The sequence below is a fragment of the Inquilinus sp. NPDC058860 genome, assembly GCF_042743185.1.
Taxonomy (GTDB): Bacteria; Pseudomonadota; Alphaproteobacteria; order DSM-16000; family Inquilinaceae; genus Inquilinus.
This window is the reverse complement of record NZ_JBHYMS010000031.1, coordinates 21331-44225: the sequence shown is the minus strand read 5'-3', so window position 1 is coordinate 44225 and position 22895 is coordinate 21331. Positions and strand designations below refer to the sequence as shown.

At 71.2% G+C, this 22895-nt stretch carries 27 protein-coding genes; 16 read left to right on the top strand and 11 right to left on the bottom strand.

What is annotated here, in order from left to right:
- The first annotated feature begins 84 nt into the window (after nt 1-84).
- A complete protein-coding gene (murB, locus tag ACFW16_RS20935; RefSeq protein WP_380308552.1) occupies nt 85-1143 on the top strand; it encodes a UDP-N-acetylmuramate dehydrogenase in 1059 nt (352 codons plus the stop codon).
- A 9-nt stretch (nt 1144-1152) separates the two neighbouring features.
- On the opposite strand, the gene otnK is transcribed toward murB, so the two are convergent.
- The 3 genes from otnK to ltnD are packed head-to-tail and all read right to left on the bottom strand — an operon-like array spanning nt 1153 to nt 4142.
- Nucleotides 1153-2424: a 3-oxo-tetronate kinase gene (gene otnK, locus ACFW16_RS20930; protein WP_380308550.1), complete on the bottom strand. Its 1272-nt coding sequence runs from the start codon at nt 2422-2424 to the stop codon at nt 1153-1155.
- A gap of 10 nt (nt 2425-2434) precedes the next feature.
- A complete protein-coding gene (gene otnI, locus ACFW16_RS20925) occupies nt 2435-3220 on the bottom strand; it encodes a 2-oxo-tetronate isomerase (protein ID WP_380308548.1) in 786 nt (261 codons plus the stop codon).
- Between the two features lie 4 nt (nt 3221-3224).
- Complete coding sequence (gene ltnD, locus ACFW16_RS20920; RefSeq protein ID WP_380308546.1) at nt 3225-4142, bottom strand: L-threonate dehydrogenase; 918 nt, start codon at nt 4140-4142, stop codon at nt 3225-3227.
- A 223-nt stretch (nt 4143-4365) separates the two neighbouring features.
- Here ltnD and ACFW16_RS20915 point away from each other — a divergent pair, with 223 nt between their 5' ends.
- The 4 genes from ACFW16_RS20915 (at nt 4366) to ACFW16_RS20900 (ending at nt 6900) form a co-directional block, all read left to right on the top strand.
- A complete protein-coding gene (locus ACFW16_RS20915; protein WP_380308544.1) occupies nt 4366-5379 on the top strand; it encodes a LacI family DNA-binding transcriptional regulator in 1014 nt (337 codons plus the stop codon).
- A 22-nt stretch (nt 5380-5401) separates the two neighbouring features.
- Complete coding sequence (locus tag ACFW16_RS20910) at nt 5402-6067, top strand: aldolase (protein ID WP_380308542.1); 666 nt, start codon at nt 5402-5404, stop codon at nt 6065-6067.
- 69 nt (nt 6068-6136) lie between these two features.
- On the top strand, nt 6137-6409 hold the full coding sequence (locus ACFW16_RS20905) for a DUF1778 domain-containing protein (RefSeq protein ID WP_380308540.1): 273 nt from the start codon (nt 6137-6139) through the stop codon (nt 6407-6409).
- Entirely contained in the window at nt 6406-6900 is a 495-nt protein-coding gene (locus ACFW16_RS20900) for a GNAT family N-acetyltransferase (protein ID WP_380308538.1), read from the top strand. Before ACFW16_RS20905 ends, ACFW16_RS20900 begins: the two co-directional genes overlap by 4 nt.
- A 1-nt stretch (nt 6901) precedes the next feature.
- Here ACFW16_RS20900 and ACFW16_RS20895 read toward each other — a convergent pair whose 3' ends face one another.
- The 3 genes from ACFW16_RS20895 to ACFW16_RS20885 form a co-directional block, all read right to left on the bottom strand.
- Nucleotides 6902-7471: a flavin reductase family protein gene (locus ACFW16_RS20895; protein ID WP_380308536.1), complete on the bottom strand. Its 570-nt coding sequence runs from the start codon at nt 7469-7471 to the stop codon at nt 6902-6904.
- 84 nt (nt 7472-7555) lie between these two features.
- Nucleotides 7556-8164 carry a superoxide dismutase gene (locus ACFW16_RS20890; protein ID WP_380308534.1) on the bottom strand — a complete coding sequence of 203 codons (609 nt, stop codon included), beginning with the start codon at nt 8162-8164 and terminating at the stop codon, nt 7556-7558.
- Nucleotides 8154-8840, bottom strand: coding sequence for a helix-turn-helix transcriptional regulator (locus ACFW16_RS20885; protein WP_380308532.1), 687 nt, complete (start codon nt 8838-8840; stop codon nt 8154-8156). Before ACFW16_RS20885 ends, ACFW16_RS20890 begins: the two co-directional genes overlap by 11 nt.
- A gap of 140 nt (nt 8841-8980) precedes the next feature.
- Between ACFW16_RS20885 and ACFW16_RS20880 the strand changes: the two genes are divergently transcribed.
- Together ACFW16_RS20880 and ACFW16_RS20875 are read left to right on the top strand one after the other, a co-directional pair.
- The gene (locus ACFW16_RS20880; RefSeq protein WP_380308530.1) at nt 8981-9412 is read left to right on the top strand and encodes an EamA family transporter; all 432 of its coding nucleotides are present in this window, start codon (nt 8981-8983) and stop codon (nt 9410-9412) included.
- Nucleotides 9409-10239 carry a GNAT family N-acetyltransferase gene (locus ACFW16_RS20875; RefSeq protein WP_380308528.1) on the top strand — a complete coding sequence of 277 codons (831 nt, stop codon included), beginning with the start codon at nt 9409-9411 and terminating at the stop codon, nt 10237-10239. Before ACFW16_RS20880 ends, ACFW16_RS20875 begins: the two co-directional genes overlap by 4 nt.
- A 93-nt stretch (nt 10240-10332) precedes the next feature.
- On the opposite strand, the gene ACFW16_RS20870 is transcribed toward ACFW16_RS20875, so the two are convergent.
- The 3 genes from ACFW16_RS20870 to ACFW16_RS20860 form a co-directional block, all read right to left on the bottom strand.
- On the bottom strand, nt 10333-11721 hold the full coding sequence (locus ACFW16_RS20870) for a dipeptidase (RefSeq protein WP_380308526.1): 1389 nt from the start codon (nt 11719-11721) through the stop codon (nt 10333-10335).
- A gap of 75 nt (nt 11722-11796) precedes the next feature.
- Nucleotides 11797-12615: a c-type cytochrome gene (locus ACFW16_RS20865; RefSeq protein WP_380308524.1), complete on the bottom strand. Its 819-nt coding sequence runs from the start codon at nt 12613-12615 to the stop codon at nt 11797-11799.
- Nucleotides 12616-12700: 85 nt separating this feature from the next.
- Complete coding sequence (locus tag ACFW16_RS20860) at nt 12701-13582, bottom strand: YgfZ/GcvT domain-containing protein (RefSeq protein WP_380308522.1); 882 nt, start codon at nt 13580-13582, stop codon at nt 12701-12703.
- A gap of 156 nt (nt 13583-13738) precedes the next feature.
- Here ACFW16_RS20860 and ACFW16_RS20855 point away from each other — a divergent pair, with 156 nt between their 5' ends.
- The 4 genes from ACFW16_RS20855 to ACFW16_RS20840 are packed head-to-tail and all read left to right on the top strand — an operon-like array spanning nt 13739 to nt 15556.
- On the top strand, nt 13739-14155 hold the full coding sequence (locus ACFW16_RS20855) for an EF-hand domain-containing protein (protein ID WP_380308520.1): 417 nt from the start codon (nt 13739-13741) through the stop codon (nt 14153-14155).
- A gap of 3 nt (nt 14156-14158) precedes the next feature.
- Nucleotides 14159-14719 carry an RNA polymerase sigma factor gene (locus ACFW16_RS20850; protein WP_380308518.1) on the top strand — a complete coding sequence of 187 codons (561 nt, stop codon included), beginning with the start codon at nt 14159-14161 and terminating at the stop codon, nt 14717-14719.
- 1 nt (nt 14720) lies between these two features.
- Entirely contained in the window at nt 14721-15134 is a 414-nt protein-coding gene (locus ACFW16_RS20845) for a hypothetical protein (protein ID WP_380308516.1), read from the top strand.
- Nucleotides 15131-15556: a periplasmic heavy metal sensor gene (locus ACFW16_RS20840; protein WP_380308514.1), complete on the top strand. Its 426-nt coding sequence runs from the start codon at nt 15131-15133 to the stop codon at nt 15554-15556. Before ACFW16_RS20845 ends, ACFW16_RS20840 begins: the two co-directional genes overlap by 4 nt.
- 13 nt (nt 15557-15569) lie before the next feature.
- Here the strand turns inward: ACFW16_RS20840 and ACFW16_RS20835 are convergent, their stop codons facing one another.
- Nucleotides 15570-16583: a DUF4424 domain-containing protein gene (locus ACFW16_RS20835; protein ID WP_380308512.1), complete on the bottom strand. Its 1014-nt coding sequence runs from the start codon at nt 16581-16583 to the stop codon at nt 15570-15572.
- 428 nt (nt 16584-17011) lie between these two features.
- Between ACFW16_RS20835 and dksA the strand changes: the two genes are divergently transcribed.
- Nucleotides 17012-17431, top strand: a complete 420-nt coding sequence (dksA, locus tag ACFW16_RS20830; RefSeq protein ID WP_225768652.1) for an RNA polymerase-binding protein DksA — start codon at nt 17012-17014, stop codon at nt 17429-17431.
- 167 nt (nt 17432-17598) lie between these two features.
- Nucleotides 17599-18321, top strand: a complete 723-nt coding sequence (locus tag ACFW16_RS20825) for a hypothetical protein (protein WP_380308510.1) — start codon at nt 17599-17601, stop codon at nt 18319-18321.
- A gap of 58 nt (nt 18322-18379) precedes the next feature.
- On the opposite strand, the gene ACFW16_RS20820 is transcribed toward ACFW16_RS20825, so the two are convergent.
- Complete coding sequence (locus tag ACFW16_RS20820; RefSeq protein WP_380308508.1) at nt 18380-19243, bottom strand: GyrI-like domain-containing protein; 864 nt, start codon at nt 19241-19243, stop codon at nt 18380-18382.
- Nucleotides 19244-19424: 181 nt separating this feature from the next.
- Here ACFW16_RS20820 and recA point away from each other — a divergent pair, with 181 nt between their 5' ends.
- The 3 genes from recA (at nt 19425) to ACFW16_RS20805 (ending at nt 22863) form a co-directional block, all read left to right on the top strand.
- Complete coding sequence (gene recA, locus ACFW16_RS20815) at nt 19425-20504, top strand: recombinase RecA (RefSeq protein ID WP_380308506.1); 1080 nt, start codon at nt 19425-19427, stop codon at nt 20502-20504.
- A 93-nt stretch (nt 20505-20597) separates the two neighbouring features.
- Entirely contained in the window at nt 20598-21959 is a 1362-nt protein-coding gene (gltX, locus tag ACFW16_RS20810; protein ID WP_380308504.1) for a glutamate--tRNA ligase, read from the top strand.
- Nucleotides 21960-22041: 82 nt separating this feature from the next.
- Nucleotides 22042-22863, top strand: a complete 822-nt coding sequence (locus ACFW16_RS20805; RefSeq protein WP_380308502.1) for an NYN domain-containing protein — start codon at nt 22042-22044, stop codon at nt 22861-22863.
- The last annotated feature ends 32 nt before the right edge of the window (nt 22864-22895 follow it).

Here is a 22895-nt window from a genome sequence, read left to right as displayed (position 1 = left end):
ATCTTTTCTTCTTGTCATTGCCGGGCTTGACCCGGCAATCCAGAGGGCCTCGACATCTTCTGGATGCCCGGGTCAAGCCCGGGCATGACAGTTGAAGATGGGCCACCGTCCCGAAGCCGCCATGCCTTCCTGATGTATCAGATCCTGACCGACCACCCGCTGCAATCCGCCAACAGCTTCGGCATCGCCGCGCGCAGCCGCTACGCCGTGGAGATCCGTGACGAGGCCGACCTGCCGATGGCGCTGGCGGATCCGCGCTTCGCCGGGCTGCCGCGCCGGCTGCTGGGCGGCGGCAGCAATGTCGTGCTGACCGGCGATTTCGACGGGTTGACGCTGCTGATGCGCATCCCCAGCCGTCGGCTGGTAGGGGAAAGCGCGGAGGCGGTGCTGGTCGAGGCCGGGGCCGGCGAGGTCTGGCACGAGCTGGTGGCCTGGACCATCGCCCAGGGCCAGCCGGGGCTGGAGAATCTGGCGCTGATCCCGGGCACGGCCGGGGCCGCGCCGATCCAGAACATCGGCGCTTATGGGGTGGAGCTGGAGGAGCGATTCGAGAGCCTGCGCGCGTTCGACACCGCGACCGGCGGCTTCGTCACGCTCGATCGCGCCGCCTGCCGGTTCAGCTATCGCGACAGCCTGTTCAAGCGCGAGCCGGAGCGCTGGATCGTCACCGGCGTGACCCTGCGCCTGCCGCGGCCCTGGACGCCGGTGACGGCCTATCCCGACCTGGCGCGGGTGTTCGGCGACCGCACCGACGTTACGGCGGCGGAGATCTTCGAGGCGGTGGTGGCGGTGCGGCGGCAGAAGCTGCCGGACCCGGCGGTGATCGGTAACGCCGGCAGCTTCTTCAAGAACCCGATCGTGCCGGGGGCGCAGTATGACGACCTGGCCGCGTCCTTCCCCGGCATCGTCGGCTATCCACAGCCGGACGGCCGGGTGAAACTGGCCGCCGGCTGGCTGATCGACCGCTGCGGCTGGAAGGGGCGGGCGGTCGGCCAAGCCGCGGTGCACGACCGCCAGGCGCTGGTCCTGGTCAACCGCGGTGGCGCCACCGGGGCCGAGATCCTCGACCTGGCCCGGCAGATCCAGAGCGACGTCCGTGCCACCTACGGCGTGGCGCTGGAGCCGGAGCCGGTGATCCTCTGAAGCGGTGCCCTACGGCATCGCCTTGAGCGCATCGGCGAAGAAGTCCGGGCCGCCGAAATTGCCGGATTTCAGGGCCAGCACCATCGGCGGCTCGCGGCCGACCGTATAGAGCACCGGCACGCCCGGGGCGATCTCGGCGCCGATGCGGAAGGCGGGCAGGGCCAGGGCGTCGACCACCGCGCCGGAGGTCTCGCCGCCCGCCACCACCAGCCGGCGGACGCCGGCCTCGACCAGGCCGAGGGCGATCCGCGCCATCGCCTGCTCGATGGCATGGCCGGCGGCGTCGCGGCCCAGCTTCTGCTGCACCGCCGCCACCTGCTCGGGCGGCGCGCTGCTGGCGATCAGCACCGGTCCCTCGGCGCGATGCCCCTCGGCCCAGGCGAGGGCCCGCCCGACCTCGCCGGGATCGCCGGCCAGCGCCTCGGGGTCGAGACGCAGGACGGGCATGCTCCGCTCCGCCGTCGCGATCTGGCCCAGCGTCGCCTGCGAGCAGCTGCCGGCCAGGATCGCGGCCGGGCCGCCCGTCGGGACCGGCGCTTCGGTCCCGCCCGCGGCCGTGATCCGGCCGGCGGCGACCAGCGCCCGGGCGAGGCCGAGGCCCAGACCGGAGGCGCCGGTCGAGATCGGCTGGTCCAGCGCCGCCACGCCCAGCGTCTCCAGATGCCGGTCCAGCACCGCGTCGGCGATCACCGCGCCGGCGCCTTCGACGGCCAGTTGGCGGAGATAGGTCCGCACCGTCTCCGGCCCGGCCTCCACCGTGGCCAGGGGCAGCAGGGCGACCGGTGCCCGGCTCTGCCGGCCCAGCACGCGGACCAGATTCGAATCCCGCATCGGGTTCAGCGGGTGGTCCTTCAGCGGGCTCTCGTGCAGCGGCACGGCGCCGACGAAGAGATGGCCGAGATAGACGGTCCGCCCGGTCTCCGGGAAGGCGGGGGTGACCAGGGCCGGGCCGGCGCCGATCTCGGCCCGCAGCGCATCGGTCACCGGGCCGATGTTGCCGGCATTGGTCGAATCGAAGGTCGAGCAGATCTTGAACAGCACATGGCCGGCGCCGCGGCTGCGCAGCCAGCGCGCGGCCGCCAGGCTGCGCTCCACCGCCTCGGCGGCCGGGATCGACCGGCTCTTCAGCGCCACCACCACGGCGTCGACCGCGGGAAGATCCAGGTCGTCGCGCGGCACGCCGATGGTCTGGACGGTGCGCAAGCCCGCCTTGGACAGGGTGTTCGCCAGGTCGGAGGCGCCGGTGTAGTCGTCGGCGACGCAGCCGAGCACGAGGGTCATCGTCTCCTCCTCATCCTTCGCGGCGGCCGGCATAGGGCGCGAACCAGCCGAGGCCTTCGAGCGTGCCGGCGCGGGGCCGGTACTCGCAGCCGATGAAGCCGGCATAGCCCAGCCGCTCCAGCTCCTGGAACAGGAACGGATAGTTCAGCTCCTCGATGTCCGGCTCGTGCCGGCCGGGCACGCTGGCGATCTGGACATGGGCGGTGATCGGCAGCAGCGCCCGCAGGGCCATGGTCACGTCGCCATGCAGGATCTGCCGGTGGTAGCAGTCGAACTGCAGCTTCAGGTTGGGCAGGCCCAGCTCGCCGATCAGCGCCGCGGCCCGGTCGAAGCCGCCCAGGAAATAGCCCGGCATGTCGCGGGTGTTCAGCGGCTCCAGCAGCAGGTCGACGCCCTTGGCGGCGAAGGCCTCGGCGGCAAAGGACGTCGCCTCGCGCCAGGCCCGCTGCGCCCGCGGGTCGGCGGGGTCGGCATTGCCGCTCATCATGTGCACGCGGCCGACGCCGGTGGCCTCGGCATAGGTCAGGGCGGTGGCGACCGAGGCGCGGAACTCCTCCGCCCGCTCGGGCAGGGCGGCCAGGCCGCGCTCGCCCTTGGCCCAGTCGCCGGGCGGCAGGTTGAACAGCGCCTGGGTCAGGCCGTTGCGCGACAGCCGTTCGGCGATCGCCTCGGGCGGGTGCTCGTAGGGGAACAGGTATTCGACCGCGGTGAAGCCCGCCCCGGCCGCCGCGTCGAAGCGGTCGAGGAAGTCCCACTCGGTGAACATCAGGCTGAGATTGGCGGCGAAGCGCGGCATCGGCCTAATCCTCCTTCTTCGCGCCGGGCAGGTCGAGGCCGGCGATCCGGGCATAGAGCCGGGCGACCGAGGCGTCGTCGTCCCGGCCCATGCCGGCGGCGGCGGTCATCAGGAACATCTGCAGGGCGGCGCCGGCCACCGGCACCGGGAACTTCCCGCTGCGCGCCATGTCCATGACGATACCGAGATCCTTGGTGAAAATGTCGACCGCGCTGCGCGGCGCATAGTCGCCGTCCAGCACATGCGGGATGCGGTTCTCGAACATCCAGGAATTGCCGGCCGAGGCGGTGATCACCTCATAGACCTTGCGGATGTCCAGGCCCTGGCGGGCGGCGAAGGCGATCGCCTCGCAGGCGGCGGCGATGTGCACCCCGGCCAGCAGCTGGTTCACCATCTTGAAGGCGGCGCCGGTGCCCGGGGCGTCGCCGAGCTCGTACAGCTTCGCCGCCATGGCGTCGAGCGCCGGCCGGGCCGCAGCGAAGGCGGCGGCGCTGCCGGAGGCGAGGATGGTCAGCGCCCCCTCCGCCGCGCGCTGGGCGCCGCCGCTGATCGGGGCGTCGAGATAGTGCCGGCCGGTCGCCTCCAGCCGCTCGGCCATGGTCCGCGCCGCTTCCGGCGCCATGGTGGCGGACGACACGAACACCGCCCCCTCCGGCATCGCCGCGGCGCAGCCGGCCTCGCCGAACAGCACCGACTCGGTCTGGGCCGCGTTGACCACGACCGAGACCACGATATCGGCGCCCGCGGCGGCTTCGGCCGGGGTCTTGGCACCGGCGCCGCCGGCGGCGACCAGGCGCTCGACGGCGGCGGCGGACAGGTCGCAGCCGGCGACCTCGAATCCGGCCCGGCGCAGCGACAGAGCCATGCCCAGCCCCATCGAGCCCAGCCCGATCACGGCGGCCTTTCGAGTGGCGTTCTGCATCTCCGGTTCTCCTCGCCCGATCTCCCGGCCGGCGATCCCGACCGTTCGGATCGCATCGCAGGCCAGCATCCGGCAGATTGATTGATACCGATATCATACGAGGTTGACCGGCGCGGCAAAGGGAAAAGTCGTGTAGATCCTTCGGGCTTCGGGTTGGCTATGATACCGCTATCGTGACGCCGATGCCGGATGCATGGGCTGCGAATCCAGAGACAGGATCCCGATGGCGCGCACGAGACGGCCCGATCCCAGGGGCATCACGCTGGCGGATGTCGCGCGCGCCGCCGGGGTCAGCAAGATCACCGCGTCGCGGGTGCTGCGCGGCGGGCCGGTGGCCGGGGAGACGCGCGAGCGGGTGCTGGAGGTGGTGCGGCGCCTGGGCTATGTGCCGAACCGCCTGGCCGGCACCCTGTCCTCCGCCGGCTCGAACCTGGTCGGGGTGATCATCCCGTCGCTCGCCAACATCGTCTTCCCCGACGTGCTGCGCGGGGTCGAAGGCGTGCTCGACGCCGCCGGGTACCGGCCGGTCGTCGGCGTCACCGACTACGATCCGGCGCGGGAGGAGGGGCTGATCGAGGCGATGCTGGCCTGGCGCCCGGCCGGGCTGATCGTCACCGGGCTGGAGCACACCGACCGCGGCCGGGCGATGCTGGCCAAAGCCGGGATCCGCGTGGCCGAGCTGATGGACCTCGACGGCACCGGGCTCGACATCGTCGTCGGCCTGTCGAACCGTGCGGTCGGCCGGGCCAGCGCCCGTCATCTGGTCGAGCGCGGCTATCGCCGCCTCGCCTATGTCGGCCACGATCTCGGCCATGACCGGCGCGCAGCCAAGCGGTTCGAGGGCTTCCGCGAGGCGCTGTCGGAGAGCCCGGCGGCGCTGGTCGCGACCGAGCTGCTGCCGGGCCGCTCCTCCGCCGCCTCCGGGCGGGAAGGGCTGGCCCGCATCCTCGACCGGGACGACCGTGGCGACCGGGTCGACGCGGTCTATTTCTCCAACGACGACATGGCGATGGGCGGCTGCTTCCTGTGCCTCGCCCGCGGCATCGCCGTGCCGGACCGGGTGGCGCTGTTCGGCTTCAACGGGCTCGACCTGGCCCAGGCGCTGCCGCAGCCCCTCTCCACCATCCGCTCGCCGCGGGTGGAGATGGGGGAGGTCGGGGCGCGGCTGGTCTGCGGTCGCGAGCCGCCGGCGGTCGTCGATCTCGGCTTCGAGCTCATCGCCGGCGCCACCGCCTGACCGGTATCGGAAGGAAGGACCCATGGACGAGACCAGGCTGCGCGAGGACATCTGCCGCTTCGGCCGCTCGCTGTTCGAGCGCGGGCTGACGCCCGGCTCCTCCGGCAACATCAGCGTGCGGCTGGACGATGGCGGCTGGCTGGTGACGCCGACCAACGCCTCGCTCGGCTTCCTCGACCCGGCGCGGCTGTCGCGGCTCGACGCCGAGGGCCGGCTGCTGTCGGGCGACAAGCCGACCAAGGAGATCCCGCTGCACGGCGCCCTCTACGAGACGCGCGGCTCGGCCCGCGCCATCGTCCATCTGCACTCGACCCATTCGGTCGCGGTGTCGATGCTGCCGGGCATCGACCCGAAGGCGGTGCTGCCGGCCTTGACCGCCTATTACCTGATGCGGGTCGGGGCGACGGCGCTGGTGCCCTACTACCGGCCGGGCGACCCGGCGGTGGCCGACGCCATCCGCGGCCTCGCCGGGCGCTATTCATCCGTGCTGCTGGCCAATCACGGCCCGGTGGTGGCGGGCGAGAGCCTGGAGGCCGCGGTCTATGCGACCGAGGAGCTGGAGGAGACGGCGAAGCTGCACCTGCTGCTGCGCGGCCTGAACCCGCGCCTGCTGTCGCCGGGCCAGATCTCGGAGCTGAAAGAGGCGTTCAAGCTCGACCTGCCGGAGGACGGGCACGGGCACGAGTAGGTTGTATTGACATTCGCTACACATTCTCCATCTTGTGTGGCAATTGTGTATGCGAGCGTGAGGTGGACCATGCGTGATGCCGCCATCAATCTGCGCGCTCTGCCCGAGCAGCGAGATCTAATCGACCGTGCTGCGGACCTGCTGGGCAAGAGCCGCTCGGATTTCATGTTGGAAACCGCCTGCGAGCGGGCGCAGTCGATCATGCTCGATCAGGTCTTTTTCAACCTGGACGCGGAAAAGTTCCGGCAGTTCACGAGCATGCTCGACGCGCCGCCGGCCGCCAATCCCGGCTTTGAACGCCTGATGGCCGTCAAGGCTCCCTGGCGCACCGGCAAAGCGTGAGCTTGCAGCTCTCGGCGCCACGGCCTCTGGCTGCAGCCCACCACCTCGACGCGTTCGATTGCGGCGAGCCATCGCTCAACGACTGGCTGAAGCGTCGGGCGCTGGCCAACCATTTGAGCGGAGCCAGCCGCACCTTCGTCGTGGCCGATGCCGAGCATCGCGTTTTCGGCTACTACGCATTGTCTGCAGGGGCCGTCGCGCATCGGGATGCGACCGGTGCTGTCCGGCGCAACATGCCCGATCCGGTGCCCGTGATGATGCTGGCGAGGCTCGCGGTCGATCTCCACGCCCAAGGCATCGCACTGGGAGCAGCGCTGCTGCAGGATGCAGTGCTCCGTGTCCAGGCCATCTCGCAGAATGCCGGGGTCCGTGCCCTGCTCGTCCACGCGCTGCACGAGCGGGCCAAACGGTTCTACGAGCACTACGGATTCCAGGAATCGCCGGTGCAGCCCATGACCCTGATGCTGCGGATCAGGCCTGAAATGCCATGATTCAGTCCTCATCCACCCCGGGCGTCGCGGCCGGGCGTGCGGCGACGCCGGCGTAGCGGCGCAGGCTCCAGAGCAGGGGGGAGGCGTCGCGGGTCTCGACCTCGGTGACGAGGCCGACGAACAGGATGTGGGTCGACACCTCGGTCAGGCCGATCAGGTGGCAGTCGATCACGGCGACCGCTTCCTCCAGCTTCGGCCGGCCGGACGGCCAGGCGGACCAGGTGCCGCGGGTGAAGCGCTCGGAGCGGTCGATCGGCAGCCTGCCGGCGAAGGCGTCTGCGACCTCGTCCTGGTGCTCGGCCAGCATGGCGACGGAGAAGCCTTCGGTGGCCTCGATCACCCCGGCCATGGCGCTGGTCCGATCGATCGAGACCAGCATGGTCGGCGGGTCTGCCGCCAGCGACATCACCGCCGTGGCGGTGCGGCCATGCCGGGTGCCGTCGGGCTCCGCCGCCGCCACCACGCAGATGGTCGCGGTCAGGCGCGACAGCGCCTCGGCGAAACGGGCTCGGGGAACGGCCGGCGGGTGCCGCGGGTCCGGGTTGAGGCGAAGCGAGGTGCGCGCGACCAAGGTCTGTCCCTGAGGGCCGTCGGAAAAGGGCGCCCGCCAGCCCGGTTCCCTTGCAGGAAACCTGACTGGCGGGCGGTGTCGGCGTCAGGCGGCCTTGAGCTGGGCCTCGGCGAACTCGTAGTTGGCGAGCTTGTCGAGGAAGTTCTGGGCGTAGTCCGGACGACGGTTGCGGAAGTCCAGATAGTAGCTGTGCTCCCACACGTCGAGGCCGAGCAGCACCTTGCCCTCGCCGGTGGCGAGCGGGTTCGATCCGTTCGGGGTCTTGGTGATCTTCAGCTTGCCGTCCTTGCCCAGCACCAGCCAGGCCCAGCCGGAGCCGAACTGGCCGATCGCGGCCGCCTTGAAGGCGTCCTTGAAAGCCTGCACGCCGCCGAGATCCTCGGTGATCTTCTTCTCCAGCGCACCCGGGATGCCGCCGCCGTTCGGCGACAGGTTCTGCCAGAACAGGATGTGGTTCCAATGCTGGCCGGCGTTGTTGAACACCGGCGCCAGGTTGTCCTTGCCGTAGGCGAAGGTGACGATCTCCTCGAGCGACTTGCCCTTCAGCGAATCGTCCTTCTCGACGAAGCCGTTCAGCGCCGTGACATAGGCCTGGTGGTGCTTGCCGTGATGCAGCTCCAGCGTCTCCTGGCACATGCCGCGCTCGGCGAGGGCGTTCTGCGAGTAGGGCAGGGAGGGGAGTTCAAACGCCATGGTGGTGCTCACTTTCTGATCGGCTTGGTTGTGGAAGGATGCGGTAGGCGCAACGGCGCGCCCCCGCCTGGATGTGCTCCGTGCGCTCCACCCGGGCCTCCGGCCCGAGCACGCGGCGGAACAAGTCGAGCTCGGAGCGGCAGAAGCCCTGGCAGGCGGCCGCCGCGGCGCAGATCGGACAATGATTCTCGACCAGAAGGAAGCCGTTTTCGTCTTCCTCCCACCCAGCCATGTAGCCCTCGCGGGTGCGAAGGCCAGCCAGGGTGGCGATGCGGTCGCGCAGCGTCGTCGCGCCCGCCACCGCGTCGGCATAGCGGGCGAAGGTCTCGGCCTCGCGCGCGGCGATCAGCCGGTCGAGCGCCGCGTCGCCCAGCTCGCGCCGGACGCCGGCGATCAGCCCGGCCACCATCTCGGCATGGCCGTCGGGGAACCGGGCGTGGCCGGCGGCGGTGAGGGACCAGAGCTGGACCGGCCGGCCGACCCCGGCGCGCTGCGGCGCCGACTCGACCAACCCGGCCTCGGCCAGCTTGACCAGCTGCTGCCGCGCCGCCTCCCCGGTGGTGCCGAGCGCGGCGCCGAGCGCGGATGCGCTCTGGCTGCCGCGGGTCTTCAGCAGCAGGAGCAGCCGCTCCGCCGCCGTCGCCGGCCCCCGGGAAGGATCATTGTCAAAGTCCATTCTTTGAAAATAACGATGCCGTCCGGCGCTCGCAAGCGTCATGCGCCGCCACATGGCTGGCGCATCGCCGCGGCCCCTTCCGCTGCGCTCGGGATCGGGGCCAAGGTGGCTCGGTGCTCCCGCAAGCCGAGTCGACCCGCATGAACCTCCTCTCCTCCTGGCAGCTCTGGGCGCTGCTCTCCGCCGTCTTCGCCGCCCTGACCGCGATCTTCGCCAAGATCGGGATCGAGGCGATCAGCTCCGACCTCGCCACCTTCATCCGCACCGTCGTCATCCTGCTGGCGATCGGCGGCATCGTCGCGGCCACCGGGCAGTTCCAGCCGGCCTCCTCGATCTCCGGCCGGACCTGGCTCTTCCTGGTGCTGTCCGGCCTCGCCACCGGGGCCTCCTGGCTCTGCTACTTCCGGGCGCTCAAGCTCGGCCAGGCGGGGCAGGTGGCGCCGATCGACAAGCTCAGCGTCGTGCTGGTGGCGGTGTTCGGCGCGATCGTGCTGGGCGAGTCGCTGTCCGGGCTGGCCTGGCTCGGCGTGGCGCTGATCGGCGGCGGCGCCGTGCTGGTGGCGGTCGGATGACGCCGGTCTGCCGCCGGATGCGGCCGGAGGAGGCGGAGGCGCTGGCGGCGCTGCTGGCCGCGGCCTATGGCAGCCCGCGCTTCGGGCCGACCGTCGCCCGGCTGTCCCGCATGCCAGATGCCGCCATCCATGTGCTGGAGGCGGACGGCGCGCTGCGCGCCGCCGCAGCGGTGGTGGATTACGGCCGGGTGGCCTATCTCGGCATCGTCGGCACCGACCCGGCGATGCAGGGCCGCGGCTTCGGCCGCCGCATCGTCGAGGCGGCGCTGGCGCCGGTGCCGGCCGACCGCGTGATCCTGCTCGACGCCTCGCCTTCCGGCGCGCCGCTGTACGAGAAGCTCGGCTTCGTCGATGTCGATGCCTCGGTGGTGCTGGAGGCGAAGGCGCCGGTCGAAGCGCCGTCGGTGCCCGGCCTCGCGCCGATGACGGAGGCCGACCTGCCGGCCGTCGCGGCCTATGATTCGGCAGTGTTCGGCGCGGACCGCACGACCGGGCTCACGGCGCTGTTCCGCGAGCACCCGGCCGGCGTGGTCTGCCGCCGTGACGGACGGGTGATCGGCTACGGGCTGCGCCACCCCGACCGGGTCGGCCCGGTCCTGGCCGAGGACCAGGAGACCGCGGTGGCCCTGGTCGCGGCGCTCTCCGCCCTCGCGCCGGCGGGGCCGATGACGATCACCGTGCCCTCCAGCCACGCCGCGCTGCTCGACCATCTGCGCCGCCGCGAGGTGCCGGAGCTGCGCCGGCTGCGCCACATGCGCCGCGGCGGCGACCGCCACCCGAGCGACCGGGGACGCATCGCCGCCATGGCCAGCTTCCACCTGGGGTGATCGGCTTCGTAGGTTGGGTTCGCCGTTGGGCGAACCCAACATCAACAGGCGGCGAAGAGTGTTGGGTTCGCTTCCGCGAACCCAACCTACGGCCTACTTCTCCGCCAGCGCCGCCAGGATCCGGGCCCAGGAGCGGATGCCCTTGTGGAAGCTGGTCAGGTCGTATTTCTCGTTCGGGCTGTGGATCTGGTCGTCGTCCAGGCTGTAGCCGACCATCACCGAATCCATGCCCAGAATGCGCTTGAACGACCCCACCACCGGGATCGAGCCACCGGAGCCGATCAGCATCGCCGGGCGGCCCCATTCGTCCTGCAGCGCCGCACGGGTGCGGGTCAGGGCCGGGCTGTCGATCGCCAGCGACAGCGCCGGGCTGCCGTCGCGCGACCAGAACTCGGCCGAGCAGTCGGCGGGCAGGCGGGCGAGCACGAAGTCGTGGAAGGCATCGCGGATCTTAGCCGGGTCCTGGTCGCCGACCAGCCGGAACGAGACCTTGGCATGGGCCTTGGACGGGATCACCGTCTTGGCGCCCTCGCCGGTGTAGCCGCCCCAGATGCCGTTGACGTCGCAGGTCGGTCGCGCCCATAGCCGCTCCAGCGGTGCGCGGTCGTGCTCGCCGGCCGGGACCGACAATCCGATCTGGCGGAGGGCCTCGGCCTCGTCGAACCCCATCGACTGCCACTGCGCCTTCAGCTGTGTCGGGGTCTCGGGCACCCCCTCGTAGAAGCCGGGGATGGCGATGCGGCCATCCTCGTCGTGCAGGGCCGCCAGGATCTTGGTCAGCACGTGGATCGGATTGCGGGCGGAGCCGCCATAGATGCCGGAATGCAGGTCGCGATTGGCCGCCGTGACCGTCACCTGCTCATACACCATGCCGCGCAGGCTGGTGGTGATCGCCGGCGTCTTCGGGTCCCACATGCCGGTGTCGCAGATCAGGGCCAAATCCTTCGACAGCTCCTGGCGGTTGGCCTCCAGGAACGGGTTCAGGCTCGGGCTGCCCGATTCCTCCTCGCCCTCGAAGAACACGGTGATCGGCAGCGGCAGCGACCCGGTCACCGCCTTCCAGGCGCGGCAGGCCTCGACGAAGGTCATCAGCTGGCCCTTGTCGTCCGAGGCGCCGCGGGCGCGGATGCGCTTCACCCCTTCGGCGCCGGTCTCGATTCGCGGCTCGAACGGCGGGGCGTGCCACAGATCCAGCGGATCGACCGGCTGCACGTCGTAATGTCCGTAGAACAGCACCGACGGGCCGGCGCCGGCCGTGACGGCATGCCCCACCACCATCGGATGGCCGGGAGTCGGCCGCACCTCGGCGGCGATGCCGGCTTCGGCCAGGTACGCCGCGAGCCACTCGGCGGCGGCGCGGCATTGCTCCTTGTAGGCGGGGTCGGTCGAGATGCTGGGCTGGCGCAGGAACGCCATCAGCCGGTCGAGGCTGGAATCAAGGCCGGCGTCGATCGCCGACAGGACCTGGTCGAGCGTGCTCACGGGAGAGAATCCTCTGGAAGTCGCTGGCACGACCCTAGAGCAGATCCGGTGGCGGCGGAAACGGGGAAGGGAGCTTCAGCCTTTGCGGCCCGCCATGTGCCTCAGATAGGCGATGACCTGATCGATTTCGTGGTCGTTCATCTGCTCCGGCGTGAAGCCCTGCATCTTGCGGTCGGGCCAGTCGCGCACCGAGGCCGGGTCGCGGATCAGCGCATGCAAAGCCGCCGGCGCCAGATACTCGGTCGGGTTCATCGGCCGGTTCAGGTCCGGCCCGACCTCGGCCGACCCGGCGCCGTTCAGCTTGTGGCAGACCAGGCACTGGGTGACGAACAGCGTCTGGCCGCTGCGGATCGGGTCGGCCGCCGGCAGGGCCGGGTCGACCGCCAGCTCGGGCCAGCGCGCGGCGGGGGAGGGCTGGGTCGTCAGCCTGGCCATCTGGTAGGGCCACTGCTCGCTGCGCACCGTCGCCGCCTCGGCCCCGGTCCACACCAGGTAGAAGGTGCCGGCGCTGACCGTCTTCTCCGGCAGGGTGGGCCAGGGAGCATCCGCCGGCTCGATCGCCACCCAGGCGATCACGGATTTCGAATCGGTGCCGAGGATCTGGTCGACCGGCAGCTGCGCCGCGTAGCCGTCCGTCGCCACCGCCTCGATCACGGTGTCGGGCGGCGGCGTCAGCCCGGCGATCAGCCCTGCCACCGGCACGGCGCGATAGGTCATGGCGCGGCCGTAGATCGCGTCCTTCGCCACCTCGATCGTGGCGGCGTCGGGCCGGGCCAGCAGCTGGTCGCGGGTGAAATGGCGGGTCTCGCCGCCGATGGTCAGGTCCAGCGCCGGCTCGGCAGCACCGGCGGTGGCGGCCCACAGCAGCAGGCCGATGACAGCAAAGATGCGCATGGTTGCCTCCCCCTCGCGGCGAGAACGCGCCGCAACGGATAGGAAACCATGCCGCCAGGGTGAGTCGCCAGCGTGCGGAGGTCTCTCAGGCGGCTTTTCCGGTGGGTGCCGCGGGACGGATCTCGGTCTCGCCGGCCAGCAGCGGTCCGACGTCGCCCTCCAGCGCCTCCAGCCGCAGCAGCGCCAGGCCGATGCCGTCGCGGCTCGACCGCATCTCGCCGGCCTCGCGGCCGTCGCGCAGGATCACGGTGCCGGGCTCGGGCGCCGGGCCGTCCAGCAGCACCGGCGCCAGCCGTTTCTTCAAGAGGCCGCGGTAGCGGGTGCGGGCGGTCAGCTCCTGGCCCATGTAGCAGCCCTTGTCCCAGGCGATGGCGTTCAGCGAATCGTAGTTCGCCTCCAGCAGCACCGTCTTCTCCGGCACCAGGTCTCGGCTGCCGTCGGGCACGCCGAGGGTCAGGCGCAGCCGGTCCCAGGCCTCCGGGCCGGTCTCGGCCAGGCCGAGACCCTCCAGCGTGGCCTTCGCCGTCGCCTTCGGCAGCAGCGCCCGGGCGCCGAGCGCCGCCAGCCGGGCATCGACATGGGCCGCACCGTCGGCCAGGGCTCGTGCGGCGCCGGGTTCGTCGGACAGGCCGAGGGCGGCGTTGCCGGACTCGCCCGGGATCGCCGCCACGGCCCAGTCGGCGCTGACGTCGGCCAGCTCGACCTTGGAGCGCAGCTTGTACATCCGCAGCCGCCGGAACAGGTCGGCGCCGCGCCCGGCCTCGCAGTCGATCAGCCAGGCATCGCCCAGCGCGGCCACGTGGAAATCGTGCAGATACTTGCCTTGCGGCGTCAGGAAGGCGGCGAAGACGGCGCGGTCCGGCGCCACCTTCCGCATGTCGTTGGAGACCAGCCCCTGCAGGAAGGCGGCGCGGTCCTCGCCGGTCAGGCGCAGGACATCGCGGTCCAGGAGGGTGAATTCGGCCATGGCATCGCCCGGTTGCGGATCGGCATCTGCACCAAGAGGTGGGCCAAGTCGCGGGGTCGCGCAAGCGCCTGGGAGTCTGACTTGCGACGGAAGCGGCGCTCTGCGTCGTGAAGGGACCATAAGGCACCCATGGTGGTGCGCAATGTCGAGAGCATCATGAAGACGAAGTGGATTGTCGGTTCCGCGCTGCTCGCCCTCGTCGCCGGCACCGCCCTGGCGGCCGCCCAGGAGGGGGCGCCCGAGGGCGGCTGGCGCGGCGGCTTCTTCCGCCAGCTCGACGCCAACAAGGACGGCAAGGTCGAGCGGACGGAGGTCCAGGCCTGGTCCGAGGCGCGGTTCAAGACGCTCGATACGGCAGGTGACGGGGCGCTGACCAAGGAGCAGTATGTCGACGCCATGATCGCGCAGATCCGCCCCCGCCTGGAACAGCGTTTCGACAAGCTCGACGCCGACAAGGACGGCAAGGTGACCGCGGCCGAATTCGAGGCGCCGGCTCTGGCCCGCTTCGACCGCCGCGACACCGCCAAGACGGGTGCACTGTCGATCGATGACCTCAAGACCCACCGCAACTGAAGCGTGGCCGAGAGCGACGATGCCCTGGTGGCGGCGGTGGCGGCAGGAGACGCCGCCGCCTGCCGCCGCCTGGTCGACCGGCATCTCGGACGCCTGCTCGCCTTCGCCCAGCGCATGCTGGGCAGCCGCGCCGATGCCGAGGACGTGGCCCAGGACGCGTTCCTGGCCTTGTGGAAGGAGGCCGGGCGCTGGCGGCCCGACGGCAGCGCCACGGTCTCGACCTGGCTCACCCGCGTCACCTACAACCGGGCAATCGACCGGCTGCGGCGGCAGCCTTCGGTCGCGCTCGACGCGGTGCCGGAGCCGCCGGACCCCGGCGCCGGTGCCGAGGCCGGGCTGCAGCGCGCCCGGGTCTCGCGCCGGGTCGCCGAGGCGCTGGCCCAGCTGCCCGAGCGGCAGCGGGCGGCGATCCTGCTCAGCCACTACGAGGGCCAGGGCAATCGCGAGATCGGCGAGGCCCTCGGGGTCGGGGTCGAAGCGGTGGAATCGCTCCTGGCGCGCGGCCGGCGCGCCCTCCGCCAGGCCCTGGCGGCGGAACGGGCCGATCTGATGGGAGAGGTGTGAGATGGCCGAGATGACGCTCGATCGGTTCCTCGATCTGCTCGACCGGCACGGACCGGTGATCGACCGATGGCCGGCGCCCGACCACGACGGCGCGGAGGCGCTGCTGACGGCCTCGGCCGAGGCGCGATCCGCCATGGCCGACGCCCGGGCGGTGGCCTCGATCCTCAACGACCTGCGGGCGGCTCCGCCCTCGGCGGCGCTGCTGGGCCGCATCCTCGACACGGCGCCGCGGCCGCGCCGCTGGATCGCGGAGATCCTGTCCTGGCGGCCGGCGGTCGCTTTCGCCGCCGCGCTGGTGGTGGGGGTCTATCTCGGCGCCATGGTGCCGACGGTGCAGGCCAGCGACGACGACTGGTCGTCGACCCTCGGCTATGCCCTGGCCGACGACGTGTCGCCCTTCGGAGGAACGCCGTGACAGCACGCTCCTGGCGCTGGGCCTTCGTCGCCTCGCTCGCGCTCAACCTCCTGCTGCTCGGCGTGATCGGCACCACCTGGTGGCGCTGGGATTCGCGGTCCGGCCCGTCGGCGCTGGCCGAGGCTGTGGCGACCCTGCCGGAGCCCGACCGAACCGCGCTGGGGCATCTGCTCGACCAGCGGCGGGCCGAGGCCGACGCGATCTGGAACGATATGCGCCGGCTGCGCTCGTCGGCGAACCAGGCGCTGTCGGCCGATCCTTACGACCCCGGCAAGGCGGCGGCAGCGCTGGCGGCAGTGCGTGACAAGTTCAAGGATCTGCGCGACGTGGTGGAGGGGACGGCGCTCGAGATCATGCCCAAGCTGCCGGCCGAGCAGCGGCGGAAGCTTCTGGAACGGCGCAGCGCGCTCTGGCGGCTGTGAGGCCTGCGGGCTCTCACCGGGCCGGGCTCGGCCGCAGGATCAGCACGGCGAGATCGGCGGCGGGCGTGAAGTCGGTCTTCCGCATCTCGAACCGGGTCGGCGAGATCTTCTTCACCCCGTCGCCGCAGAAGCTGACCAGGTTCCGGGCGTCGCCCTTGTCGACCACCAGGCGGAAATCCTTGATCGGCGCCGCCCAGTTGGCACCGGTGGTCAGGATGTAGGCGACCCGCTGCTCGCTGAACGGCATGCCGTCCTTGCCGGCCTTGGCCTGCGCCCGCTTGACGGCGGCAAGGAGGCTCTGGTCGACGCAATAGGTCCGCAGGTCATTCGCATATTCCGTGCTGCCGTTGGCGTAGGACGAGCCGATCACCGACCCGACGCTCTGGCCGGTGGCCGGCGTGTAGCGGTGCTCGATCACGACCTCGCGCCCGGCCGGGAAGGTCTGCTGGAAGTGGTAGGTGGTCTTCAGCGTCCAGCTCGGCACGACATGCTGCTCCCACCCCCGGCCGGCGTCGAATTCGTTGACGGCGGCGAGGCCGAGGCCGATCAGCTCGTCCCGCTGCGCCTTCGGCAGGGCCGTCAGGCCATCATAGTCGGCATCGGGATACAGCGGCACGCCCAGCCTGCGCAGCAGCGCCGTCTGGTCGACGCCGTTGCCGAAAGCCTTGACCTCGACATCGGTCGCCACCGGCTTGCCGTCGGCCTTGGTCGAGAAATCCAGGAAGTTCTCGCTGCCGGGATGCGGCACCGAGGTCATGCCGTCGATGAAGTCGAGCGTCACGTCCGGCATCGGGAAGGCGACCGTCACCGTCCGGTCCTGCGCCGCCTGGTTGAAGAAGCGGTAGGCGACCCGGATCTCCTGCGCCGAGACGAACAGCTCCTCGGACCGCATCTCGATGTCGGCGGTCTTGGTCAGCACAAGCCCGCCGGCCGCCAGCTCCGCCGTCGAATCATTGGCCAGGGCGGCGGCGGGCGGGACGATCAGGGCGGCCAGGCCGATCGACAGTGCGGCGAAGGGGGTGTTCACGATCAGCTCCCGGCAGTCGGCTCCTGCCGCAGTTTCGCGCGGCAGGTCGGGCTTTTCCAGGGGGATCGGCCCGCCCGGAAAGATCCGTTCACCGCTGCTCTTCGCCATGCGCATGGCCGATCGGAATTCCGCCATACTCTGATCCCCTTGCGTTCCTGCCCCGTTCGGCGCTATCAGGGCGCCGCATGCCGCAATGTGCCGACCGGCCCCGATCCGGTGGGCCGCTGCGGCACCCCGATGCTGCGAGGCGAAGCGGCGTCCGGGGGCGACGGATCTTGTGCAGTCGTCAAAAGTCCAACAAAATCAGCGGGTTATAAAATACGATCCGCGCGTCGTTTCGATTGTTTCCGTTCCGGCGTCTCCCTATACTCCGCGCCGCCCAGGCTTCGGAAGAAGGCCGGCACGTCAGACAGTGAGTGGTTGTTGCGATGACAGCGATGCTTCTGCCCCCGGATTATCGGCCGTCGGATGATGAAGATTTCATGAATCCGATGATGCTGGAGTATTTCCGGCGCAAGCTTCTGAAGTGGCGGGCCGACCTCCTCGCCGAATCCAATGCGACCCTGAACAGCCTGCAGGATGGCGGCATCCAGGAGCCGGATCTGACCGACCGGGCCTCCGCCGAGACCGACCGTTCGCTCGAGCTCAGGACCCGCGACCGCGAGCGCAAGCTCCTGTCCAAGATCGACGCGGCGATGCGGCGGATCGAGGACGGCTCCTACGGCTTCTGCGAGGAGACGGGCGAGCCGATCGGCGTCAAGCGGCTGGAGGCGCGGCCGACCGCGACCCTCAGCCTCGAGGCGCAGGAGCGCCATGAGCGGCTGGAACGCACCCACCGCGACGATTGATCGATCCCACGGCGCCGAAAGGCGCCGTTCTCGTCTGTGGTCCCGGCCGAAAGGTGTGGTTCCGCCCGCCCGGCGCCATCTTTGACCGAAGGCGCCGTTCTCGTCTCCGCCTCGCTGCGTGTCCGTGCTAGGGTGGCGCCGAGGGGCTTTCAGATCGAGGTTATTCGATGGTTCGTGGCGCAGCGCTTTTCGCCGCCGTTCTCGCCGTCTCGGGCTGCGGGATCGATCCGGTGACGCCGAAGGAGACCCGCGTCGACTATGCGGGTTTCATCAACAGTGCGGATCAGGCCGCCATCTACGCCAACGCGCAATGCGCCCAGATCAACCGGCTGGCCGTGTTCAAGGCCGAGGACGTGGTCGACGGCCGCAAGGGGGCGAGCTTCCAGTGCCTGCCGGTGCCGAACTGCTACCCGGCCGAAGCGGCGGCCCCGGGGCAGCCGGTCGCGCTGACGCCGGCCGCCGTGCCGGTCGCTGCGCCGCCGGCCGCGGCCGGCCCGGGGCAGCCCTATACCGTTCCGCCCGCCGCGGCGGCGCGGCTGCCGGGCCCGATCGTGGCGATGGCTCCGGTGTCCTCGGCCCGCGACCGCCGCGCCGCGCGGCGCGCCGCGGCCGGACCATCGATCGAGGATCAGTCGGACGACACCTACATCCCCTTCGCCGCGGTCCCGGTGGCGGCCGGCGAGCAGCCGCAGCGCGTGCCGGCCTATGACGTGATCAACGTGCCGACCGGCCCGAACCCGGTCTCGGCGGAGGCCCCCGGCCCGTATCCCGAAGGCTCCTATGCCACCGCCGCAGAGCCGAGCTGGCGGCGGGCGGTGACGTGCAAGCCCAACGCCGCGCTGCCGCTGGCCGTGAACCGGCTGCCGACCGGCGACGTCTATCCGTTCTGAGGTCTGATCGGACGGCGGGGAAGGCCGGATCGTCCACGGATCCGGCCTTCCGGCGTCGTCAGCGCTCCCCCGGAATCGCCCGCACCGGCAGGTGGATGTCGGTGATCAGCTCCGCCGGCGGAGTGCTGCGCGGGTCGTTGAGATACTCCTCGAAGATCGGCGCCTCCGCAGGCTCGGCGCCGCTGGTCGGCAGCCAGGTCCGGTACAGCCAGGCATAGGACCGCTCCAGCTCGGCATAAGGGCCGGTGTGGCGCAGCACCGCATGCGGCCCGCCGGCGACGGTGCGGAGGACGACCTCGCCCTCGCCCGCGACCCCCTCCGGCACCTCCAGGCAGGCGTCGGATCGGAGCTCGGCGGGCGGCACCGCGGCCGGATCGTCGTAATAGACGCCCAGGCTCCGGGCGCCCGGGCGCAGCAGCTGGCGGGCGCGGGCCCAGGACATCAGGATGTCGAAGCTGCGGCCGACCTCCATATAGGGGCCGGTGTGGCGGACGGCGGCGACGCGGATCGGCGCCAGGGTGCGGTAGGTCACGTCGGGCATGGCTGTCTCTCCTTCGGGTGAGTCGAAGGGGAACGACCGGCGCGTGCCGCGATAGGCCCCCGGCGGGCGGCCGTAGCGCTCGGCGAAGGCGCGGCTGAAGGCGGCGGTGCTGCCATAGCCCGCCCGGCGGGCGATGCGGGCCACCTCCGTCTCGCCCTCCAAGAGGGTGCCGGCGGCGCGGTGCAGGCGCAGCCGGCGCACCGTGTCGGCCACCGTCTCGCCCAGCAGGTGCCGGTAGGCCCGGTGGAAGTGATAGGGCGAGAAGCAGGCCACATCCGCCAGCCGGTTCAGGTCGATCGGATCGTCGAGATGGGTGACGATGTGGTCGATCACCCGCTGGATGCGGGCGAGATGGCGGTCGAGGGTGGCGTCCTTCGGCATCGGTTCGTTCTCCCGGTTTCCGTGTTAGCCCGAAGCGGATTGATCCTGCTTGCGAAGCTGCGGCCGCAGAAGGGGCGTCAGAAGGGGCGTCGCGCCTCGGCTCTTGCTCGATAGGAACAAAACATGTACAAGAGCTGCATTGACGCGGCGCATGGCGCCATGCAACTGGAAAGGACAGGTGATGTCGATCCCGACTCTCCGTGTTGTGGAAAGAGCCCCGATGGACAAGACCAAGGCGCTGGAAGCCGCCCTGACTCAGATTGAACGGGCCTTCGGCAAGGGCTCGGTGATGAAGCTCGGGGCGCGGCCCCAGGTCGACGCAGAGGTGATCTCGACCGGCTCGCTCGGCCTCGACATCGCGCTCGGCATCGGCGGCCTGCCGAAGGGCCGGATCATCGAGATCTACGGGCCGGAAAGCTCGGGCAAGACCACGCTGGCGCTGCACGCCGTGGCCGAGGCGCAGAAGGCCGGCGGCACCTGCGCCTATGTCGACGCCGAGCATGCGCTCGACCCGACCTATGCCCGCAAGCTCGGCGTCAACATCGACGATCTGCTGATCTCGCAGCCCGATGCCGGCGAGCAGGCGCTGGAGATCACCGACACGCTGGTCCGCTCCGGCGCGATCGACGTGATCATCATCGATTCGGTGGCGGCGCTGGTGCCGCGGGCCGAGCTCGAGGGTGAGATGGGCGACAACCAGCCCGGCCTGCAGGCCCGGCTGATGAGCCAGGCGATGCGCAAGCTCACCGGCTCGATCTCGCGCTCCAACACCCTGGTCGTCTTCATCAACCAGATCCGGCTGAAGATCGGCGTGATGTTCGGCAACCCGGAGACGACGACGGGCGGCAACGCGCTGAAGTTCTACTCCTCGATCCGGCTCGACATCCGCCGCATCGGCGCGATCAAGGACCGCGAGACCGTCACCGGCAACCAGACCCGGGTGAAGGTGGTGAAGAACAAGATGGCGCCGCCGTTCCGCGCCGTCGAATTCGACATCATGTACGGCGAAGGCATCTCGAAGACCGGCGAGCTGCTCGATCTCGGCGTCCAGGCCGGGGTGGTGGAGAAGTCGGGCGCCTGGTTCTCCTATGACGGCCAGCGCATCGGCCAGGGCCGCGAGAACGCCAAGGTCTTCCTGCGCGACAACCCCGAGACGGCGAAGTCGGTCGAGGCCAAGATCCGGGCCAATGCCGGGCTGGTCTCCGACCGCATGATGACCGCCAGCGGCGGTTCGGAGGGTGGCGACAGCGGCGAGGAGTGATCGCCGCCGATCCCTGACCTCATCATCGGCGATGGAAAGGCCCGGATTTCCGGGCCTTTTCCGTTGCCGGCCGGATCGTGCTATCTCCCGCCCATGACCGACTTGCCGACCTCCGCCCCGATCATCACCCGCTTCGCCCCCAGCCCGACCGGCCTGCTGCATGTCGGCAACGTCCGCACCGCACTGGTCTGCTGGCTCGCCGCCCGCGCCACCGGCGGGCGCTTCCTGCTGCGGCTCGACGACACCGACACCGAGCGCGGCAGCGCCGAATTCGCCGCGGCGATCGAGCAGGATCTGCGCTGGCTCGGCCTCGTCTGGGACGGCTTCGCCCGCCAGTCCGACCGTACCGGCCGCTACCGGGCGGCGCAGGACCGGCTGAAGGCGGCCGGCCGGCTCTACCCCTGCTACGAGACAGCGGAGGAGCTGGAGCTCAAGCGCAAGAGCCTCCTGGCCCGCGGCCTGCCGCCGCTCTACGATCGCGCCGCGCTGGCCCTGACCGACGCCGACCGCGCCCGGCTCGAAGCCGAGGGGCACCGGCCGCATTGGCGCTTCAAGATGGCGGACGCCCCGATCGAATGGGACGACAGGGTCCGCGGCCGGGTGCATTTCGACGGCCGCGACATCTCCGACCCCGTGCTGGTGCGCGAAGACGGGCGGGCGCTCTATCACATCGGCTCGGTGGTCGACGACATCGACATGGGCATCACCCTGGTGGTGCGCGGCGAGGATCATGTCGCCAACACCGCCATGCACATCCAGCTGGCCGAGGCGCTGGGCGCCGCGCCGCCGGCCTATGCCCACACCTCGCTGATCGCCGATGCCGAGGGCCACGGCCTGTCCAAACGGATCGGCAGCCTGTCGCTGCGCAGCCTGCGGGAGCAGGGGATCGAGCCGATGGCGGTGACCAGCCTCCTGGCCAAGCTCGGCACCTCCGACCCGATCGAGCCGCGGCATTCGCTCGACGACCTCGTCGCCGAGTTCGACTTCGCCAAGTTCTCCCGCACCATCCCGCGCTTCGACCCGGCCGAGCTGGAACGGCTGAACGGCCGGATCCTGCACGAGACGCCCTACGCGGCGGTGCGCGGCCGGCTGGCGGCGCTGGGCCTCGGCGCCGTCGACGAGCCCGCCTGGGCGGTGCTGCGCCCGAACCTGCAGCGGCTCGAGGACGCCGCCGGCTGGTGGCGGGTGGTCACCGGGCCGGTGACGCCGGTCGTCGCCGATGCGGCGCTGCTGGCCGCCGCGGCCGAATTGCTGCCGCCCGAACCCTGGGGCGACGCCGTCTGGGGCGAATGGACGGCGGCGGTGCGCGACCGCACCGGGGTCAAGGGCAAGCCGCTGTTCCTGACCCTGCGCCTGGCCCTGACCGGCCTGGATCACGGCCCGGAGCTGCGCGGCCTTCTGCCGCTGATCGGGCGGGAGCGGGCGCTGGCCCGGCTCTCCGGCCGTGTGGCCTGAACGCCCCACCCGCTAAAGCTTGCGTAAAACTTAATCATCCCCCTCTTGGCGCCGACCCGCGGTCCGGAGTAAGAAGCCCGATATGACCGACGAGATTTCGCCTGCTCAGGACACCCCGGCGCTGCCGGTGGCCGCGGTCTTCCTCGATGTCGCGTCGCTGTCGGGCGCCGCGTCCGTCGATGATGGGCCGGAGGACCTCGCCCGCATCCTCGGCGCGCTCGGCACCGTCTGCCGCCCGGCCCGCCGCATCGCCTATGCCGACTGGGCGGCGCTGTCCGACCTGCGCGGCGTCGCCCATCGCCACGGCTTCGACCAGGTGCAGACCACCGAGATCGAGCCCGGCCGCGACGCGGCTTCGCTGCGCCTGGTGGTCGACGCCATGGAGCTGGGACTGCTCGAGCGCAGCATCGACACGGTGGTGTTGGTGACCGGCAGTGCGGCCTTCCTGCCGCTGGTCCGCAGTCTGCGTCGCCATGGCAAGCGGGTGATCGCCATCGGCCCCGCCCGCCGCATGGACCCGCTGTTCCAGTCGGAATGCGACCGGTTCGTCGACTGCGCCACGCTCGGCCGCGCGGCGGCACCGGCGCGGGCCGAAATCCGCCCGGCCGCGGCGCCGGTCGCCCGTCCGGCCGCCCCGGCGCTTCGCCCGGACCCGGCGCCGGCCCCACGACCGGCGGAGCCGGCGCCCCGCCTGCGCGTGAAGCCGCCGGCCGAGCCCGCCCGCGTGGCCCGGCTGGGGCCCGCGGTGGCGGAACCGCCGCGCCCCGCCGCGTCAACCCGCGCCCACCGCCCGTCCCTGACCGCCCAGTTCGAGGAGCCGGAGGGCGCCCCCGCCGGCCCGCCGCTGATGGCGGGTGCGCCGGTGGTGCCGCAGCGCAAGGGCTGGTTCGGCAAGCGACGCTGACCGGGCTGCCCTGCGGCCGGAACCTTGGACGC

Excerpts from the sequence above, each read along its gene's own strand:
- ACFW16_RS20885 (WP_380308532.1), bottom strand. The coding sequence starts at position 8,840 with ATGGACTTTGACAATGATCCTTCCCGGGGGCCGGCGACGGCGGCGGAG.
- ACFW16_RS20845 (WP_380308516.1), top strand. The coding sequence starts at position 14,721 with ATGGCCGAGATGACGCTCGATCGGTTCCTCGATCTGCTCGACCGGCAC.
- ACFW16_RS20855 (WP_380308520.1), top strand. The coding sequence starts at position 13,739 with ATGAAGACGAAGTGGATTGTCGGTTCCGCGCTGCTCGCCCTCGTCGCC.
- ltnD (WP_380308546.1), bottom strand. The coding sequence starts at position 4,142 with ATGCAGAACGCCACTCGAAAGGCCGCCGTGATCGGGCTGGGCTCGATG.
- ACFW16_RS20820 (WP_380308508.1), bottom strand. The coding sequence starts at position 19,243 with ATGCCGAAGGACGCCACCCTCGACCGCCATCTCGCCCGCATCCAGCGG.
- otnI (WP_380308548.1), bottom strand. The coding sequence starts at position 3,220 with ATGCCGCGCTTCGCCGCCAATCTCAGCCTGATGTTCACCGAGTGGGAC.
- ACFW16_RS20915 (WP_380308544.1), top strand. The coding sequence starts at position 4,366 with ATGGCGCGCACGAGACGGCCCGATCCCAGGGGCATCACGCTGGCGGAT.
- ACFW16_RS20905 (WP_380308540.1), top strand. The coding sequence starts at position 6,137 with ATGCGTGATGCCGCCATCAATCTGCGCGCTCTGCCCGAGCAGCGAGAT.
- murB (WP_380308552.1), top strand. The coding sequence starts at position 85 with ATGACAGTTGAAGATGGGCCACCGTCCCGAAGCCGCCATGCCTTCCTG.
- gltX (WP_380308504.1), top strand. The coding sequence starts at position 20,598 with ATGACCGACTTGCCGACCTCCGCCCCGATCATCACCCGCTTCGCCCCC.
- ACFW16_RS20890 (WP_380308534.1), bottom strand. The coding sequence starts at position 8,164 with ATGGCGTTTGAACTCCCCTCCCTGCCCTACTCGCAGAACGCCCTCGCC.
- ACFW16_RS20875 (WP_380308528.1), top strand. The coding sequence starts at position 9,409 with ATGACGCCGGTCTGCCGCCGGATGCGGCCGGAGGAGGCGGAGGCGCTG.
- recA (WP_380308506.1), top strand. The coding sequence starts at position 19,425 with ATGTCGATCCCGACTCTCCGTGTTGTGGAAAGAGCCCCGATGGACAAG.
- ACFW16_RS20860 (WP_380308522.1), bottom strand. The coding sequence starts at position 13,582 with ATGGCCGAATTCACCCTCCTGGACCGCGATGTCCTGCGCCTGACCGGC.
- ACFW16_RS20880 (WP_380308530.1), top strand. The coding sequence starts at position 8,981 with ATGAACCTCCTCTCCTCCTGGCAGCTCTGGGCGCTGCTCTCCGCCGTC.
- dksA (WP_225768652.1), top strand. The coding sequence starts at position 17,012 with ATGACAGCGATGCTTCTGCCCCCGGATTATCGGCCGTCGGATGATGAA.
- ACFW16_RS20865 (WP_380308524.1), bottom strand. The coding sequence starts at position 12,615 with ATGCGCATCTTTGCTGTCATCGGCCTGCTGCTGTGGGCCGCCACCGCC.
- ACFW16_RS20805 (WP_380308502.1), top strand. The coding sequence starts at position 22,042 with ATGACCGACGAGATTTCGCCTGCTCAGGACACCCCGGCGCTGCCGGTG.
- ACFW16_RS20825 (WP_380308510.1), top strand. The coding sequence starts at position 17,599 with ATGGTTCGTGGCGCAGCGCTTTTCGCCGCCGTTCTCGCCGTCTCGGGC.
- otnK (WP_380308550.1), bottom strand. The coding sequence starts at position 2,424 with ATGACCCTCGTGCTCGGCTGCGTCGCCGACGACTACACCGGCGCCTCC.
- ACFW16_RS20910 (WP_380308542.1), top strand. The coding sequence starts at position 5,402 with ATGGACGAGACCAGGCTGCGCGAGGACATCTGCCGCTTCGGCCGCTCG.